Origin of the sequence: Demequina sp. (genome assembly GCA_024707205.1) — a bacterium.
Classification (GTDB): domain Bacteria; phylum Actinomycetota; class Actinomycetes; order Actinomycetales; family Demequinaceae; genus Demequina.
Window position 1 is genome coordinate 519,724 of the sequence record JANQAD010000001.1, and the last position, 15,675, is coordinate 535,398.

19 protein-coding genes are annotated in these 15,675 nt (G+C 67.7%); 3 read left to right on the top strand and 16 right to left on the bottom strand.

Features of this window, described 5'->3' with window-relative positions:
* Nucleotides 1-11 precede the first annotated feature (11 nt).
* Both NVV57_02645 and sigE read right to left on the bottom strand, forming a co-directional pair.
* The gene (locus NVV57_02645; GenBank protein MCR6711648.1) at nt 12-848 is read right to left on the bottom strand and encodes a zf-HC2 domain-containing protein; all 837 of its coding nucleotides are present in this window, start codon (nt 846-848) and stop codon (nt 12-14) included.
* Nucleotides 845-1,441, bottom strand: coding sequence for an RNA polymerase sigma factor SigE (sigE, locus tag NVV57_02650; protein ID MCR6711649.1), 597 nt, complete (start codon nt 1,439-1,441; stop codon nt 845-847). The genes NVV57_02645 and sigE overlap by 4 nt, the downstream gene beginning before the upstream one ends.
* A 119-nt stretch (nt 1,442-1,560) precedes the next feature.
* Here sigE and NVV57_02655 point away from each other — a divergent pair, with 119 nt between their 5' ends.
* The gene (locus NVV57_02655; GenBank protein ID MCR6711650.1) at nt 1,561-2,193 is read left to right on the top strand and encodes an O-methyltransferase; all 633 of its coding nucleotides are present in this window, start codon (nt 1,561-1,563) and stop codon (nt 2,191-2,193) included.
* Between the two features lie 15 nt (nt 2,194-2,208).
* On the opposite strand, the gene NVV57_02660 is transcribed toward NVV57_02655, so the two are convergent.
* The 3 genes from NVV57_02660 to dapE all read right to left on the bottom strand — a co-directional run bounded on the left by NVV57_02660 (nt 2,209) and on the right by dapE (nt 4,388).
* Nucleotides 2,209-2,385, bottom strand: a complete 177-nt coding sequence (locus NVV57_02660; protein ID MCR6711651.1) for a DUF3117 domain-containing protein — start codon at nt 2,383-2,385, stop codon at nt 2,209-2,211.
* 155 nt (nt 2,386-2,540) lie between these two features.
* On the bottom strand, nt 2,541-3,296 hold the full coding sequence (locus NVV57_02665; protein MCR6711652.1) for a TIGR00730 family Rossman fold protein: 756 nt from the start codon (nt 3,294-3,296) through the stop codon (nt 2,541-2,543).
* 9 nt (nt 3,297-3,305) lie between these two features.
* Nucleotides 3,306-4,388 carry a succinyl-diaminopimelate desuccinylase gene (gene dapE / locus NVV57_02670; GenBank protein MCR6711653.1) on the bottom strand — a complete coding sequence of 361 codons (1,083 nt, stop codon included), beginning with the start codon at nt 4,386-4,388 and terminating at the stop codon, nt 3,306-3,308.
* 49 nt (nt 4,389-4,437) lie between these two features.
* Here dapE and dapD point away from each other — a divergent pair, with 49 nt between their 5' ends.
* Both dapD and NVV57_02680 read left to right on the top strand, forming a co-directional pair.
* The gene (gene dapD / locus NVV57_02675) at nt 4,438-5,379 is read left to right on the top strand and encodes a 2,3,4,5-tetrahydropyridine-2,6-dicarboxylate N-succinyltransferase (protein ID MCR6711654.1); all 942 of its coding nucleotides are present in this window, start codon (nt 4,438-4,440) and stop codon (nt 5,377-5,379) included.
* Nucleotides 5,379-6,257, top strand: a complete 879-nt coding sequence (locus NVV57_02680; protein MCR6711655.1) for a hypothetical protein — start codon at nt 5,379-5,381, stop codon at nt 6,255-6,257. The genes dapD and NVV57_02680 overlap by 1 nt, the downstream gene beginning before the upstream one ends.
* Here the strand turns inward: NVV57_02680 and NVV57_02685 are convergent.
* The 11 genes from NVV57_02685 to NVV57_02735 form a co-directional block, all read right to left on the bottom strand.
* Nucleotides 6,254-6,712 (bottom strand): hypothetical protein, encoded by a 459-nt coding sequence (locus NVV57_02685; protein ID MCR6711656.1) that lies wholly within the window; start codon nt 6,710-6,712, stop codon nt 6,254-6,256. The two genes, NVV57_02680 and NVV57_02685, sit on opposite strands and share 4 nt — an antisense overlap.
* Complete coding sequence (locus NVV57_02690; GenBank protein MCR6711657.1) at nt 6,709-8,004, bottom strand: citrate synthase; 1,296 nt, start codon at nt 8,002-8,004, stop codon at nt 6,709-6,711. The genes NVV57_02685 and NVV57_02690 overlap by 4 nt, the downstream gene beginning before the upstream one ends.
* Nucleotides 8,005-8,044: 40 nt before the next feature.
* Complete coding sequence (dapC, locus tag NVV57_02695; GenBank protein ID MCR6711658.1) at nt 8,045-9,157, bottom strand: succinyldiaminopimelate transaminase; 1,113 nt, start codon at nt 9,155-9,157, stop codon at nt 8,045-8,047.
* 3 nt (nt 9,158-9,160) lie between these two features.
* On the bottom strand, nt 9,161-9,484 hold the full coding sequence (locus NVV57_02700; GenBank protein MCR6711659.1) for a ferredoxin family protein: 324 nt from the start codon (nt 9,482-9,484) through the stop codon (nt 9,161-9,163).
* A gap of 79 nt (nt 9,485-9,563) precedes the next feature.
* Nucleotides 9,564-10,550 carry a VanW family protein gene (locus NVV57_02705; protein ID MCR6711660.1) on the bottom strand — a complete coding sequence of 329 codons (987 nt, stop codon included), beginning with the start codon at nt 10,548-10,550 and terminating at the stop codon, nt 9,564-9,566.
* Nucleotides 10,547-11,608, bottom strand: a complete 1,062-nt coding sequence (locus NVV57_02710; GenBank protein ID MCR6711661.1) for a peptidoglycan binding domain-containing protein — start codon at nt 11,606-11,608, stop codon at nt 10,547-10,549. The genes NVV57_02705 and NVV57_02710 overlap by 4 nt, the downstream gene beginning before the upstream one ends.
* Entirely contained in the window at nt 11,592-11,978 is a 387-nt protein-coding gene (locus NVV57_02715; GenBank protein ID MCR6711662.1) for a hypothetical protein, read from the bottom strand. Before NVV57_02715 ends, NVV57_02710 begins: the two co-directional genes overlap by 17 nt.
* Before the next feature lie 66 nt (nt 11,979-12,044).
* A complete protein-coding gene (gene typA, locus NVV57_02720; protein MCR6711663.1) occupies nt 12,045-13,955 on the bottom strand; it encodes a translational GTPase TypA in 1,911 nt (636 codons plus the stop codon).
* A gap of 236 nt (nt 13,956-14,191) precedes the next feature.
* Nucleotides 14,192-14,767, bottom strand: coding sequence for a hypothetical protein (locus tag NVV57_02725; protein MCR6711664.1), 576 nt, complete (start codon nt 14,765-14,767; stop codon nt 14,192-14,194).
* On the bottom strand, nt 14,748-14,876 hold the full coding sequence (locus NVV57_02730) for a hypothetical protein (protein MCR6711665.1): 129 nt from the start codon (nt 14,874-14,876) through the stop codon (nt 14,748-14,750). Before NVV57_02730 ends, NVV57_02725 begins: the two co-directional genes overlap by 20 nt.
* A gap of 32 nt (nt 14,877-14,908) precedes the next feature.
* Nucleotides 14,909-15,625, bottom strand: a complete 717-nt coding sequence (locus tag NVV57_02735) for a class I SAM-dependent methyltransferase (protein MCR6711666.1) — start codon at nt 15,623-15,625, stop codon at nt 14,909-14,911.
* Nucleotides 15,626-15,675 lie beyond the last annotated feature (50 nt).

Consider the following 15,675-nt stretch of genomic DNA (forward strand, 5'->3'; position numbering starts at 1 on the left):
AACTTGGGGGCTCAATGGCCGGTCAGGGCGTCGCCGAAGACGCTGAGGCCCTCGCCGATCTGATCCATGACACCTGGGGTGTCGGCCTTGGGGAAAGCGGCGACTGCGATCACGAGCGTGTCGGCCGCACATGTGCATGTTGCGGCCACAACAACGGACCCTGACTGCCACAGCATCTGGAGCGGTGCCGTGCTCACCACGTAGACGTCGACGCCGTTGACCACAACCAGTGGAGCCTGCTCCACGACGCTGTGCGCCAGACGGCCGCGCTTCTCGATGATCATGACGGGGTCGAGCCCAACGAGAAGCGAGGCGACGAGGATGTCTGCGTCCTGGTGACGCATGATCTTCGCCTCGACAGGGATGAGTCCGCTGGCCTGCCAGTCCGGCTGAACCCATTGCGCCATCGAGTCCTGGTCCATGTACCGGGTTTCGATGACGGCCGTGCTGCGATCGCCGGAATCGGCCATCGCCACGAGCGTTCCGTCAACGGGGTCAGGCGTGCCGACAAAGTACGCCGCCGTGACGGTGAATCCGAGAATGATCGCGAGGGCAGCCGCGATGGTGGTTGGTCGCTTGTCGCGGCCCTTCGCCGCTCTCGCGACGTGCTTCGACTCACCCTTGGCGATCTGCGCCATGCGCTCCTTGTCGAGGAGCATCTGCGCAAAGCTCATGTCGATGCCCGCGGGTGACGAGTTCAGTGCCTCCCGGTCGGCCCGGAGCTGCTGGAATCGCGTGTCGCACTGTTCGCATTCGGCAAGGTGCGCCATAGCAGCGGCGGAGTCCTCGCGGGACAGTCGCCCGTCGAGAAGGTCGTGGATGCGTTCGCCGAGGTGCTTTTCCGTCACGCATCCCCCCGCACCGGCGCGCGGTGAGCCAAAGACTCACGCAGCTTTGCACGGGCGCGGGAAAGGCGGGAACGGACGGTGCCCATCTTGATACCAAGAGTGGCGGCGATTTCCTCGTACGAGAGACCCTCGATGTCGCTCAGCACAACGGCTGCGCGGTACTCAGGGGGAAGCTCGGCGAGAGCCTGAACGATGTCGTCACCGAGGTGGGACATGTCGAAGGCGTCCTCCGGCTGACCCGAACGCTCGTGGCGGTCAAAACTGTCCGACGTGGACACAGCCGCGTCGTCGTCCGCCATGAAGTCGAACCGAATGCGCTTCTTGCGGCGCATGCGATCCAAGAAGAGGTTCGTGGTGATGCGGTGGAGCCAGCCTTCGAACGTGCCGGGCTTGTACTGGCTGAGCGAGTTGAACACCCGGATGAAGACATCCTGGGTGAGATCCTCTGCGTCGTGCTGGTTGCCCGTCAGGTGGTAAGCCAGACGGTACACACGGGCCGAGTGCTGCTCAACGATGTTCTCCCACGTGAGATCCGCGGGAAGGGTCGCCTCAGGCGCGGCGGTCGCAGAACTCGTTGCGACAGACGTCGTCATGCTGCCTCCTCCACGGCGTGAGAACGGTTGGGTGTTTATCCATGTTCCCATGTTTCGGCCCGGAGCGGCACCCCCCTCGCCAGAGTGTGACCGATACCATGCTCATGAAGGAGGCGGCCATGAGCACCGACGCAGCGAACTGGGCATACGTGGAGGACTTTGTCCCCGAAGACCGAGTGCTGCTCGCCGCGCGCGACGCCGCCGACCAGCTTGGCTGCGTGCCGGTGCTGCCTGGGGCGGGCCGAGCGCTGCAGCTCTTCGCCGCCGCGCTCGGCGCCCACACGGCCGTGGAGATCGGGACCGGAGCGGGCGTATCGCTGATCTACCTGTTGCGCGGCATGGCGGCCGACGCCGTGGTCACCACGATCGACGTCGAGGCCGAGCATCAGAAGGCCGCCAAGGAGACTCTGAGGGCCGCCGGATTCGCGCCCGAGAGGGCGCGAATGATCACTGGCAGGGCGCTGGACGTGCTCCCCCGGCTCGCGGACGGCGCGTACGACCTGGTGCTCATCGACGCCCGCAAGAAGGAGTACCCCCAGTACGTGGAGCAGGCCATTCGCCTGGTCCGCGTGGGCGGGTTGATCGCGATCGACAACGCGCTGTGGCACTCGCGCGTTGCGGATCCCGCTCAGCGGGACCCGGACACGACCGCGGTGCGCACCGCGCTTAAGGCCGTCAAAGACAACGACAACCTCGAGCCGGTGCTCCTTGGGTCCGGCGACGGTCTGCTCGTCGCCATGCGCACCGCCTAGGGCGGCGCAAAGCGCCTACGCGCTGGGGTTGAGCGCGCCCAGAAGAGCGTCGCCCAGTTCCTTGACCTCGTCCGCCGTGATCTCGACGACGAGGCGGCCACCGCCCTCAAGCGGAACGCGCATCACGTAACTGCGGCCCTCCTTGACGACCTCCATGGGGCCGTCTCCGGTGCGGGGCTTCATCGCAGCCATTGTGATCTCCTCGCGGGTAGGCGCGCCTGTGCGCGGCAATGTCACCATTCTACCCGTGGTCGGGCGCCGCCAAAAAACCGCGGCCCCTCAAGCAACCGCACTCGTGAGGAACCCGACACGACCGCTCGGCCGCCAACAGCGTCGGGCCGCCTTGCTCAGCTCTGCCCGCGCGAGGGCTCCCCCTCCGGTTCCGTGGCCGCGGGGGTGGTGGCGAGCCTGACGGCCTCCACTGGATCGTCGGTGATCGCGAACAGGTCGAGATCCGGGCTGGCGATCTTGCCGCTCGGCTCCACGGTTGACCGCAGCCAATCGGCGAGCCCATCCCAGTAGTCGTGGCCGAACAGCACGATCGGGAAGCGCGTGATCGTGCGCGTCTGGACCAGGGTCAGCGCCTCGAAGAGTTCGTCGAAGGTGCCGAAGCCTCCCGGGAGCACGATGAACCCCTGCGAGTACTTGACGAAGCACGTCTTGCGCGCGAAGAAATACCGGAAGTTGATGCCGAGGTTGACGAACTTGTTGACGCCCTGCTCGTGCGGAAGCTCGATGCCCAGGCCAACGGATACGCCGCCCGCGTCGAAGGCGCCCCTGTTGGCGGCCTCCATGACGCCCGGCCCGCCGCCCGTGATCACCGCGAAGCCGGCATCGACCAGGAGGCGACCGATCTCGCGTCCCGCCTCGTATTCCTTGGTTCCGCGACGCGTGCGCGCGGAGCCGAACACCGAGATCGCGGGGCCGAGCTCGGCGAGCGCGCCAAAGCCCTCAACGAACTCCGACTGGATCCGCAACACCCGCCAGGGGTCGTGATGCAGCCAGTCGACGTTCTCCTGGTCCTTGAGCAGCGCGCCGGTCGTTGAGGTCTTCGGGACGTTCTTGCCGCGCAGAATCACGGGGCCCTTGCGGTACGTCGGCATGCGTGCTCCTTAGGAAAGCCAGGCCGCGAGCGCCACGCGGCAGTTCTCGATATCGCTGACGGGGCACGCCTCGTTGTCTGCGTGCGCGAGTTCGGGATCACCAGGGCCAAAGTTCACGGCGGGGATGCCCAGTTCGCCGAAGCGTGCCACGTCCGTCCAGCCAAGCTTGGCTCTGGGTTCACTGCCCGACGCTGTGGTCACCGCTCGCACGAAGTCCTTCGCGATCTCGGCGTCCAGTCCCGGGCGTGCGCCCGCGGAGAGGTCGGTGAAGGTCAGGTCCCAGTCGGACAGTCCGGCCCCGGAGACCACGTGCTTGAGCCGGTCCTGGGCCTCCTCGATGGACCACGCAGGCGCAAAGCGGTAGTTCACGGTCACGATGCACTCGTCGGGCACCACGTTGCCAGCGATGCCGCCGCGAATGCCCACCGCGTTCAGGCCCTCGCGGTAGTCGAGGCCGTCAACGGCGATGGTCTCTGCCGGGTGGGCCGCGAGCTTCGCGAGCAGCGGCGTCGCGCCGTGAATCGCGTTCACGCCCTTCCACGAACGCGCAGAGTGAGCCGCCACTCCCCCGATCCGCACCTCCGCGCGCAGGGTGCCGTTGCATCCGCCCTCGATCTGGCAGGAGGTTGGCTCGCCGAGGATCGCGAAGTCTCCCGCGAGCCACTCCGGGTGGTTGCGCGCCACCCGGCCCAACCCGTTGCGACTGGCCTCAACCTCCTCGAGGTCGTAGAAGATCCAGGTGACGTCGTGACGGGGCGCGGAGAGTTCCACCGCGAGGGACAGGGCAACGGCGACGCCCGCCTTCATGTCCACAGATCCGCGGCCCACCAGCGAATCGCCGTCGAGGCGAGCGGGAACGTTGTTCTTGATCGGCACCGTGTCGAGGTGCCCGGCGATGAGGATGCGGTGCTCGCGACCGAGCGCGGTGCGGGCGAGCACCGCGTTGCCGTCTCGAAGCACCTCGAGGTGCGATGCGCCGCGCAGCGCCGCCTCAACGGCGTCGGCGATTGCTGCCTCGTCCCCGCTCACGGAGGGGATGTCGATGAGGTGCCGCGCCAGCTCGGCGACAGGGGCGTGCGCGTCCAGCTCCATGCAGGCCAGCCTAGCGAGGCGCGGGCGCGCTCCCCGTACCATTGACGCCATGACCCGCACCGCCCACGGCTACGGCCTCGCGACCATCGCCGCCGACGGCACCGTCCTCGACACCTGGTATCCGGCCCCCGCTCTCGGCGAGCCGGAGGCAGGCCACGAGGCCCCCGAGTGGCTCAAGGGCCACGTGGACGCGGTGCGCGGAGTAAGCGTGGAGGTGGTGTTCACCGAGGTGGACCTCGACGCTCCGCCCGCCACGGCGTCGGATGCCTACCTGCGGCTGCACCTGCTGAGCCACCGGCTCGCCCAGCCCCGCACCGTCAATCTGGACGGGCTGTTCGCGCGGCTCGCCAACGTTGTGTGGACGTCCGCGGGGCCGTGCGCCGTGGAGGGCTTCGAGTCGGTTCGCGCCCGCCTGCGCGCCGCGGGACAGCACGTGACCGTGTACGGCGTGGACAAGTTCCCGCGCATGGTCGACTACGTGGTGCCCACGGGCGTGCGCATCGCCGACGCCGACCGGGTTCGCCTTGGGGCGCACCTCGCCGAGGGGACCACCGTGATGCACGAGGGCTTCGTCAATTACAACGCGGGCACGCTCGGCGTGAGCATGGTCGAGGGCCGCATCAGCGCGGGCGTCGTGGTGGGGGACGGCTCCGACATCGGCGGGGGCGCGTCGATCATGGGGACGCTCTCCGGCGGGGGCAAAGAGGTCATCACGATCGGCAAGCGCTCGCTGCTGGGCGCGAACTCCGGGCTCGGCATCCCGCTCGGCGACGACTGCGTCGTGGAGGCCGGCCTCTACGTGACCGCCGGCGCCAAAGTGCTGCTGGTCGGCCAGAGCAACGACGATGGCACGGCACGCATCGTCAAGGCGCGCGACCTTGCGGGCCTCGACGGCCTGCTGTTCCGCCGGAACTCGCAGTCCGGCGCGCTCGAGGTGGTGCAGCGGCAAGGGGCCGGAGTGGAGCTCAACGCGGCGCTGCACGCGAACTGATGGCTCGCTCCGGAGGCTTCTGGGCGAGCATCGTCTTTGGCGGCGCCGCGCTCGGGGCCGTGGTCGGCACCGCCTACTTCGTGTCGCACTACCAACCGGTCACCCACGACAACATGTGCGTCGTGACGGCGCAGGACGGCAGCACGTACGTGCGCACGGCGGAGGCCGCGAACAATGCGGCGCTCGTCGCCGCCACGGGCGTGCGTCGCGACATGAGCACGTTCGCCTCCACGATCGCTGTCGCCACGGCCATCCAGGAGTCCGGGCTCCGCAACCTCGACTACGGCGACCGGGACTCGCTTGGGCTGTTCCAGCAGCGCGCCTCTCAAGGCTGGGGCACCGAGGAGCAGATCCAGGATCCCCACTACGCCACGAACACCTTTTACAGGCGCCTCAAGAACATCGACGGCTGGGAGCAGATGCGCGTGACCGACGCCGCCCAGGCCGTGCAGCGGAGCGGCTTTCCTGAGGCCTACGAGGAGCACGCCGCCGAGGGTGCCGCTTGGGCCGGTGCCGTCCGCGGTGAGACCCCCTTCGCCGCGATCGAGTGCGACCTCGACGCGGCGGACAGCGTAAACACCGCGCAGGCGTTCGTGGAGCGCATCGAGGCCGACTACGGGCACTTCCACTACACGGTGGTCATCCTCGCCCGCAATGACAGGGCGGTGCTGCTCGGCATCACCGCCGATTCGGGCGAGCCCAAGGACCTCGACGCGATCGCCAACTGGTCCGTCGCCGTAGCCGACGAGGAATCGGTCGCGTCCGTGCGCTACGGAGACGTGGAGTGGCTCAGGGAGCAGGGCGTGGCCGACGCGGAGAGTCCCCTGGCTTTCGACGGCGTTCGGGTTGGCCTGATGACGGCCCTTCCCGCCGACTAGCGCGCCCGGGCCGCGGCCTTGGCGGCGCGCACGGCCTCCACCCAGCCGTCCACGGTGTCCTCCGAGCCGGCGGCATTGGCCTGCATCTTCAGGGCAAGGATGTCGCGCTCCTCGCCGTCCCGGTAGACGATCTGCACCGCGAGGAAGTGCACCCTGCCTTTGGTGAGGTGCTTGCGGACCTGGGAGATCTCGCTCCAGGGGGTGACGTAGTTGAGGCGGAAGGGGTTCGGCTCCCACAGCCCGTCCTCGTCGAGCCGAACGCGCAGCGTGGCGGTGCGCACGCACAGGTACGCGAAGAACACCGCGGGGATGGCGAGGACGAGGGCGAAGAGCTTGAACCAGCCTTGGTTGAACGTTGCACCGCCCACGGCGAGCGCTCCCGTGATGATGGCCAGCATGCCCATGAGCAGCGACTGGCGCGTCGCCTTGGGGTGGCGGAGGTAGCCCGGTGTCATTCCTCGCGGTCGGCGAGGGCAACGTAGTCGCGCTCGACCTCTCCTACATAGATCTGCCGGGGGCGACCGATCTTGGTGCGCGGGTCGAGCAGCATCTCGCGGTAATGCGCGATCCAGCCCGGCATCCTGCCGAGCGCGAAGAGCGGCGTGAACATGGGGGTCGGGAAGCCCATCGCCGAGTACAGCAGGCCCGTGTAGAAGTCCACGTTCGGGTACAGCTTGCGCTCGATGAAGTAGTCGTCGGACAGTGCGATGGCCTCGAGCCGCTTCGCCATCTCGAACGTCTCGCCGTCGGCGCCAAGGTGGTCCAGCACCTCGTCCGCGACCTTCTTCACCACGGCACCGCGCGGGTCGTACGACTTGTACACGCGGTGGCCGAAGCCCATCAGCCGAGCACCCTCAGCCTTGTCCTTGACCTTGGCGACGAACTGCTCGACCGTGTCCCCAGAGGCCTTGATCTCGTCGAACATGCGAAGCGCCGCCTCGTTGGCGCCGCCGTGGAGCGGCCCGGAGAGGGCCCCGACTCCGGCCGAGACCGACGCGTAGATGTTCGCGCGCGAGGAGCCCACGATCCGCACCGTGGACGTGGAGCAGTTCTGCTCGTGGTCCGCGTGCAGAATCAGCAGGAGGTCGAGCGCGCGGCGCACCACGGGGTCCACGTCGAGCGCACCCGCGTCGTCGGAGAAGGCGATCCGCAGGAACTCGGTGACGTAGTGGCCGCCAGCGAACGGCTCGATCAGGTCACGGCCTGTTGACCGGCGCTGCAGGTAGGCGACCACGGTTGCGCTCTTCGCGAGCAGCAGCACGGTCGCGAGCTCGATCGCGTCCTCGTCCTCTCCAACGGACTCCGGGTAGAACGTCGAGAGCGCACTGATGGCCCCAGACAGGATCGCCATGGGGTGCGCGTCGCGCGGGAACGCCTCGAGGAACGACTTGATGCCCGAGTGGACGTGCATGTGGCGTGCGACGCGGTTGTTGAAGGCCTGCAACTGATCAACCGACGGCAGCTCGCCGTGGATCAGCAGGTAGGCGACCTCGAGGAAGGTCGAGTGCTCCGCGAGCTGCTCGATGGGGTAACCGCGGTAGCGCAGGATGCCCGCGTCGCCGTCGATGTACGTGATGGAGCTCTCGCACGAGGACGTGTTCATGAACCCGGGATCCACGGTCACGAGCCCCGTGTCCCGCAGCAGCGTCGTGATCGCGATTCCGTCGTTGCCGACCGTCGCGCGCTCGAGTCCGAGTTCCTTTGTGCTGCCGTCGATCGTGAGTCGAGCATCAACCACGGTGCCCATGCAACCTCCAGGCAGTTTCGCTTGAGAATTTGTAGTTAGTTTACCTGGCGTTGGTGAGCCGCAAAGCCGCTGTCTGCACCCGCTCGTCAGTCGCCGTGAGCGCCACGCGCACATGCCTGCGGCCGGCCGCCCCGTAGAAAGAACCTGGTGCGGCGAGGATGCCGAGCGACGCGAGCCAAGCGATCGACTCCCAGCAGTCCTCGTCTCGCGTCGCCCACAGATAGAGCCCCGCGCGCGAGTGATCTATGCGGAAACCGGCCGTTTCTAGGCCCGACGCCAGGGTCGCCCGCCTGCGTCCGTACAGTTCGCGTTGGGCCGCCACATGCTCGTCGTCTCCAAGCGCGGCGGTCATCGCCACCTGCACGGGGCCGGGCACGATGAAGCCCGCATGCTTGCGCACCTCGAGAAGGCGAGAGATGACGGCGGGGTCTCCCGCGGCGAAGGCCGCGCGATATCCGGCGAGGCTGGACTGCTTCGACAGCGAGTACACGGCCACGACGCCTTCCGTGGACCCGCCGCACACGTCGGGATCGAGGATCGATGGCGCGCCTCCCTCGCCCGACCACGTGAGCTCCGCGTAGCACTCGTCGGAGAACACGACGGCGCCGATGGACCGAGCGGCGCCAACAACGGCCGCAAGTTCCTCGCGGGTGGAGACCGCGCCCGTGGGGTTGGACGGCGAGTTGACCCACACCACCTTCACCCCCGGCACATCCACCCACTCCGCGGGGGTGTCCGAGGGCAGCGACGTGGCCCCGGCGAGCCGCGCGCCCACGTCGTAGGTGGGGTACGCGACGGTCGGGTGCACGATGACGTCGCCCTCGCCGAACCCGAGCAGCGCGGGAGCGAGCGCCACGAACTCCTTTGACCCAACCGTCGGCAGGACCGCGGAAGGGTCCAGATCCGCCACGCCCCGGCGTCGGGCAAACCAGGCGACAACGGCCTCCCTGAGCGCGGCCGTGCCGTGCGTCGTCGGGTACCCAGGGGAATCTGCGGCGGCGCGCAGCGCATCCTGAATCACCGCCGGGGTGGGATCGACGGGCGTGCCCACGGACAGGTCAACCAAGCCGTCAGGGTGGCGCGCTGCCGTGGTGCGGTACGGCGTCAGCGAGTCCCAGGGAAAGTCAGGGAGCGATTCGGGCTTGAGGCCCATCGCCTACTCGTGATTCTGCGGCGGGAGCGCCTTGATGATGTCGTGATCGTGCTCGATGAGCCCCATCTTGGCGGCACCGCCAGGCGACCCGATCTCCGAGAAGAACTCGACGTTCGCGGTGTAGAACTCGGCCCACTTGTCGGGCACGTCATCCTCGTAGTAGATCGCCTCCACCGGGCACACCGGCTCGCACGCGCCGCAGTCGACGCACTCGTCCGGGTGGATGTAGAGCGAACGTTCGCCCTCGTAGATGCAGTCCACGGGACACTCGTCGATGCATGCCTTGTCCTTGACATCAACACAGGGCAGGGCGATGACGTACGTCACTTACGGTCTCCTCGAACTCTGGCTGGCACTTGTCATCATATCGCGCGGGTTTGGGGTGCCCGACGGCGTGGCTGGGCGGTCAGCCCGTGCACTTCTGGCCGTTGTCGGGCTTGTATGTCCAGGTCCACGAACGCTTCTCGATGAGCTCATCGTCGTGGTACACCCAGCGAGTGTTGGTGATCTTGAATCCCGGCTCGCCGTTGCCTTTAGGGACACATCCGGCGCCCGCCACCTCGACCACGTGGGGCTGCACAAAGTTGGTCTTCGGCGAGGCCTTGGTCTTGACCGTGTAGTACGGCGTGGACCAGATGTCGACGTAGAGATAGCCGTTCTCTACGTAGGAGTTCATGATCGCCGCATACGGAGTGGTGTTCGTGAACACCACGTTGATCTGGCCAACGTAGATGGTGCTCTCGCGGCCCGCCGGATAGCGCGGGAACCAAACCGAGTGGGGGCGGTGAGTGACGTCGTGGTAGCCCGCGAAGTACCCCGCGTTGTAGGTGGTGGTCGCCATCTGGGACAGCCCGCCGCCAATGCCGTTGGTGAGGACGCCGTTCACGATGACGTGCGCCTGGAAGTAACCGTTCTGCGCCGTGACCGGCCCGATGGTCTTGGTGAGGTCAAAGTCCTCTCCCGGCTTGATGACCGTGCCCGTGATGAGTTCGGCAGCGCGTACGAGGTTCTTGGTGCGGACCGGTTCCGGGGTCAGGGGCGTCCTGAAGTGCGAGATGAGCGTGGTGAAGTCCTGCGTGGGGAGGTCCTCCGCGGTCACCTCCGGCTGCGTCTCGATGTACGGAATGGGCGCGCTGCGGGAAGTGGTCTTGCCCGCCGCAATCACCGCGTCGTCCACACTGTCGACGTCGAGCTGGCGGCCCACCTCTCCCGTGGTCACCTTGAGCTTGTGTGCCTTGGTGAAGTAGTAGCTGGCCTCGCCCGGCTCGTTCTCGATCTTGGGGTACGCGGTGAGGATGAAGTCCGAGATCGGCTGACCTTGGACGGACCACACCAGGGCGCCGTCTTGCGCGGTGATGGTGGAGCTGGATGCGACGAGGGCGGCCGGGATCACGGCGTCGCCGTTGGGGCCGGTGAGCGTGGTGGGGCGGCGAAGACGTGCGCGTTGAGCGCCGCGGCAAGGGTCTTGGCCTCCTGGGTGGTGACGTCGGGGTCGGACACCTCCGCGGTCAGCGCGACCGGCTGCTTCGTTGGCCAGACCGCGAGGATGTCCTCGCGCGCGGCATTGCGATCCACCGTGATGGCCTGACTGCCCTCGGTGACGACGGCCGAGGCACCCGTGATCGTCACGCTAGCGTCGGCCCTGTTGGAGTCGAGCTGATCCGCGGCGGCGTTCACGGCGTCGGTGAAGGCCGGCTCCGCCACGGCGACAACCACATCGTGGTCGGTGCCCTCGCCTCGCCAGCGGTGCCACAGCACCGACGGGTCCAAGGTGAAGCCGCCCGCAGCGCTCACCGTGGCGTCCACATCCACGCTGAGCCCGGCTGTGGTCGCGTCCATCGTCGTCGACGCATCCCCCGCGGTGAGCGTGATGGGCGTCTGTGCCGCGATGGCGGCGAAGTCCCGCGTGATCTTGGTCGCCTCCGCCACCGTGTCTCCCGCGGGAACCCCCTCGATCGTGGTGCCGCTCGGGATCGCGTCGCGAAGGAAGAATGCGGCCGCCCCGTAGGCGACGAGCACGATGGCGAGCACTCCCAGCCAGCCGAGCCACCGGCGGCGCTTCTTTGGCGGGTTGGAACCGAGCGCGATCGCGAACGACTCCGTGGGAGTCGGGTCCGTGGGATCGGGCTCCGGGACGGGGTACGGGGAGATCGCTGTGGCCGACGCCTCCTCCTGAACGGCGATCTCGCTCGTCTCCACCGCTTCGGGAGTCTCGAGAACCTCGACCGCCGCCGGAGCCGCCAATGAGGCGCGCAAGGGCGAGATCGCCGGCGTCTCAACCACCGCCGTCTCAACCACAGACTGCTCGGCGGTCACCGCGGCGGCGACAACAGCGTCGGGCCTCTCGCGTGCCCCAGTGCGCTTGCGGAGCCCGCGGTGGGCGGGCGAGTTGCGGCGCGCGGCTATGCGGCGCTGGGCCTCAGCGTTGCGGTCGTCACGCGCCCGGGACATGTGCGGCCTCCCCCGTTGCGGGCGCCGCCGGCCGTCCCCGCCCAAGGAGGCGCGGGGGCAGCACGCAGGCGACCACGAATGCCGCGGTGCTCGCGTAGATCCACGCGTAGCCGAGACCGTCGCCAGCGATGAGCAGCGAGCCTCCAGGGCCGGGACGCGAGAAGAGGAACGTCAGCGCGACGAACGGAACGGCGAACGCGATGATCGCGGACCAGCCGCCCCAGGCGCGGACGAAGACCGCTGCCATCAGTACCAGCAGAACAGCCAGGATCACGCCGATCGGCGGGTAGCTCCTGTGCGCGATCGCGCCAACGCACGCGACGATGGCGCCCAGGACCGCGGAGACGACGATTTCGAGGGCGCGGCGCATGCGCTCAAGGATAGGCGAGGCGTGTCGCGGTCCCCGCCAGGCGAGCACGCGCGCCGGGGCCTTCGACTACTTGGCCGCGGCGTCCTGGCGCTTGGCGCGGCTCGCGGCGCGGGCGCGCTCCGTCTGATCGAGGATGACCTTGCGGATGCGCACCTTCTCGGGCGTCACCTCCACACACTCGTCATCGTTCGCGAATTCGAGCGACTCCTCGAGAGTGAGGCGGCGTGGCGGGGCCATGCGCTCGAGCTCCTCGCTCGTTGACGAGCGGATGTTGTTGAGCTTCTTCTCCTTGGTGATGTTGAGGTCCATGTCCTCGCCGCGGCTGTTCTCGCCGATCACCATTCCCTCGTACACGTCCTCCGTCGGCGCCACGAAGAAGGTGCCGCGCTGGGCCAGGTCGGTGAGCGCGTTGCTCGTGACGACGCCCTGGCGGTCGGCGACGAGGGAGCCGGAGGAGCGGTACTCGATGGCGCCCGCCCACGGCTCGTACCCGTGCGCGATCGAGGACGCGATGCCGGTGCCGCGCGTGTCGGTGAGGAACGTTGAGCGGAAACCGATTAGGCCCCTAGCAGGCACGATGAACTCCATGCGCACCCAGCCGGTGCCGTGGTTGGACATCGACTCCATGCGGCCCTTGCGGCCGGCGAGCAGCTGCGTGACGGCGCCGAGGTGCTCCTCGGGGACGTCGATCGTCATGTGCTCCATGGGCTCGTGGACCTTGCCGTCCACGACCTTCGTGACCACCTGCGGCTTGCCGACGGTGAGCTCGAAGCCCTCGCGGCGCATCTGCTCCACGAGGATCGCGAGCGCGAGCTCGCCGCGGCCCTGCACCTCCCACGTGTCGGGACGCTCCGTGTTCAGCACGCGGATGGAGACGTTGCCGATGAGTTCGCGGTCGAGGCGGTCCTTGACCTGGCGCGCGGTCACCTTGGCGCCCTTGACGCGGCCGGCAAGCGGTGACGTGTTGATGCCGATCGTGACCGAGATCGCGGGGTCGTCCACCGTGATGAGGGGCAGCGGGCGGGGGTCGTCTAGGTCGGTGAGGGTCTCGCCGATGGTGATGTCCTCGATGCCCGCTACGGCGACGATGTCGCCCGGACCTGCGGACTCCGCGGGAACGCGCTCCAGGCCCTTGGTCTCGAGCAGCTCGGTGATCTTCACCTGCTTGGTGGTCCCGTCGGCGCGCACCCATGCCACCTGCTGGCCCTTGCGTATCTCGCCGTTGTAGACGCGCAGCAGCGCGAGGCGGCCGAGGAACGGCGACGCGTCGAGGTTGGTGACGTGCGCCTGCAGGGGGTGGCCCTCCTCAAAGGACGGCGCGGGGATGCGCGTCATGATCGTCTCGAACAGCGGCTCGAGGTTGGTGCCCTCGGGGAGCGTGCCGTCCGCGGGCTCGGTGAGGGAGGCGATTCCGGCCTTCGCGGACGCGTAGATGACGGGCACCTCGAGAAGTGCGTCGATGTCGAGATCGGGGACCTCGTCGTGGAGGTCGCTCGCGAGCCCGAGCAGAAGGTCGTGGGTCTCCTCAACGACCTCCTTGATGCGGGAGTCCGGGCGGTCAACCTTGTTCACGACGATGATCACGGGCAGGTGGGCGGCAAGCGCCTTGCGCAGCACAAAGCGGGTCTGCGGCAGTGGACCCTCGGACGCGTCCACGAGCAGCACAACGCCGTCCACCATCGACAGGCCGCGCTCCACCTCGCCGCCAAAGTCCGCGTGGCCGGGGGTGTCGATGACGTTGATGGTGACCCCGCCGTCGGCCGCCGCCTTGCCCGTGTAGCGAATGGCGGTGTTCTTCGCGAGGATGGTGATGCCCTTCTCGCGCTCGAGGTCGCCAGAGTCCATGGCGCGCTCGTTGACGTGGGCGTGCTCGCCGAAGGCGCCGCCCTGCCACAGCATGGCGTCCACGAGGGTGGTCTTGCCGTGGTCCACGTGGGCGACGATTGCGACATTGCGCAGGTCTGAGCGCAAGGGCATGCGAGGGCTCGTTTCGTTTTTCTTGGGTGTCGGCGGCGGTTGCCAGCGTTCCATTCTACCGGGCGCGCCCCTCCGCGGCCCTCCTCCACACAAATTGGGTTGCGGGGCACGTGGTCGTGTGCAAAGTGCCTGGTATACAGACTGCCCACTTTCTGGACCGCCCGGATTGTGTGGCGGAGGGCCGTGGCTGCCCGACGCTGTGGCCGGTTCCTGCGAGCACGGCAACACCGCGGCTGCTACCAGTTGATTCCCGCGTCGATGATGCAGTCCTTGTCACGCGAGTACCCGTAGTCCTCACCCCCGAACGACTGATCCTTCAGCGCCTCCCACATTTCGTTGATCGTCATGTCGTCCACATCGTGCCCACCCATCTCCTTGAGACAGGACTTCAGCTGCTGTTCATGGGCCTGCAAGGTCGCCACAAGTGCTTCCTGGGCTTGGGGCTGTTGGCCGTAGACGTTCATGAGGTAGACCCGGTTCTTGTTCTCGCAGTCGTCGTAGAGCCTCGAAAACTCGTCCTCTGACACTCCTGGTGGGCCGGCGTAGGTGAAGTTCGGGAACCATAGGCCCCTCGAAGTCGTGTCCGTCATGGGACTCGTGGTTCCGCCGAGATCCTGGATGCACTGGGCAACCGCTTCCGTTGCCTCACGCACCTGGGCCTCTGTGACACCTCCGCTCGCCTTAGCTGCGGTCAGTGCGTCGAGTTGCGCCTGGGAGGCTTTGTTCGCCTGCGCGGAGCTGATTGCGCGGTCGATCTGGTCCTGAAAAGGCCACGTCTCGGGGTTGTTTGGGTCATAACTGGCCGCGATCACCAGAACCCGCGTTGTCCGAGCATCCGGCGATGACGAATGCGAGCACCACAATCGCTGTGGTGGCGAGCACCGCTCTAGCGCTCGCTCCCGCCTTCTTCGCAATCCGCATGGCCACCCTCCATTCTCAGGCAATGGACGACGCTATGGCCGGGTAGTGCGGAACGCGTGGGTGACGTAGGGCATGGCAACGGCGTCCGTGCCGAGAGCCGCGAGCACCTCGTCGACGCCCGCGTCGATGCGCGCGCGAAAATCTGCATCGCCAGCGATGTAGTAACTGCGCGAGCGGACCATCGCGCGCACCTGCTCGTGCGTCATGGGGTTCTCCCAACGGAATACTCGCTCCTCGAGCGGGCCGAAGGGCGCTCCGACCTCAACCTCGTCCGAGGAGATCATCGACTCGGCCTTGGAAGATCCCATCGCCTCGCCCAGCGCGGCCACCCAGTCAACAGACTCGTCGCGGACGTTCCAGATGAGGCCCAACACTCCCCCAGGAGTCAGCACGCGGGCCGCCTCCGCGCTTGCGGCCGGAACATCCACCCAGTGCCACGCCTGGCCGAACGTCACCGCGCCCACGCTCCCATAATCGAGCGGAAGGGACTCGGCTGTACCGACAGCGTGCGGCACCTGGGGAAGGTCCGCGGCAAGCGAGGCAAGCATCGCGGCGTCTGGGTCTATCGCCGTGACGGCGAAGCCCTGGCGTGCTATCTCGGCGGTGAGCTTGCCGGTGCCGGCGCCAGTGTCGGCCACCGCCCCGGTGACGCCGCCGAGCAACCAGGCCACAGCGTCGGGCGGATAGCTTGGGCGGCCTTTGGAGTAGTCCCCGGCAGCGGTGCCGAATCTGGTTCCGAGGGAGCTCACGGGATCAGCCTAAGGCTGGGCCACCCTCCACCAGATCCGGGGACATGCGC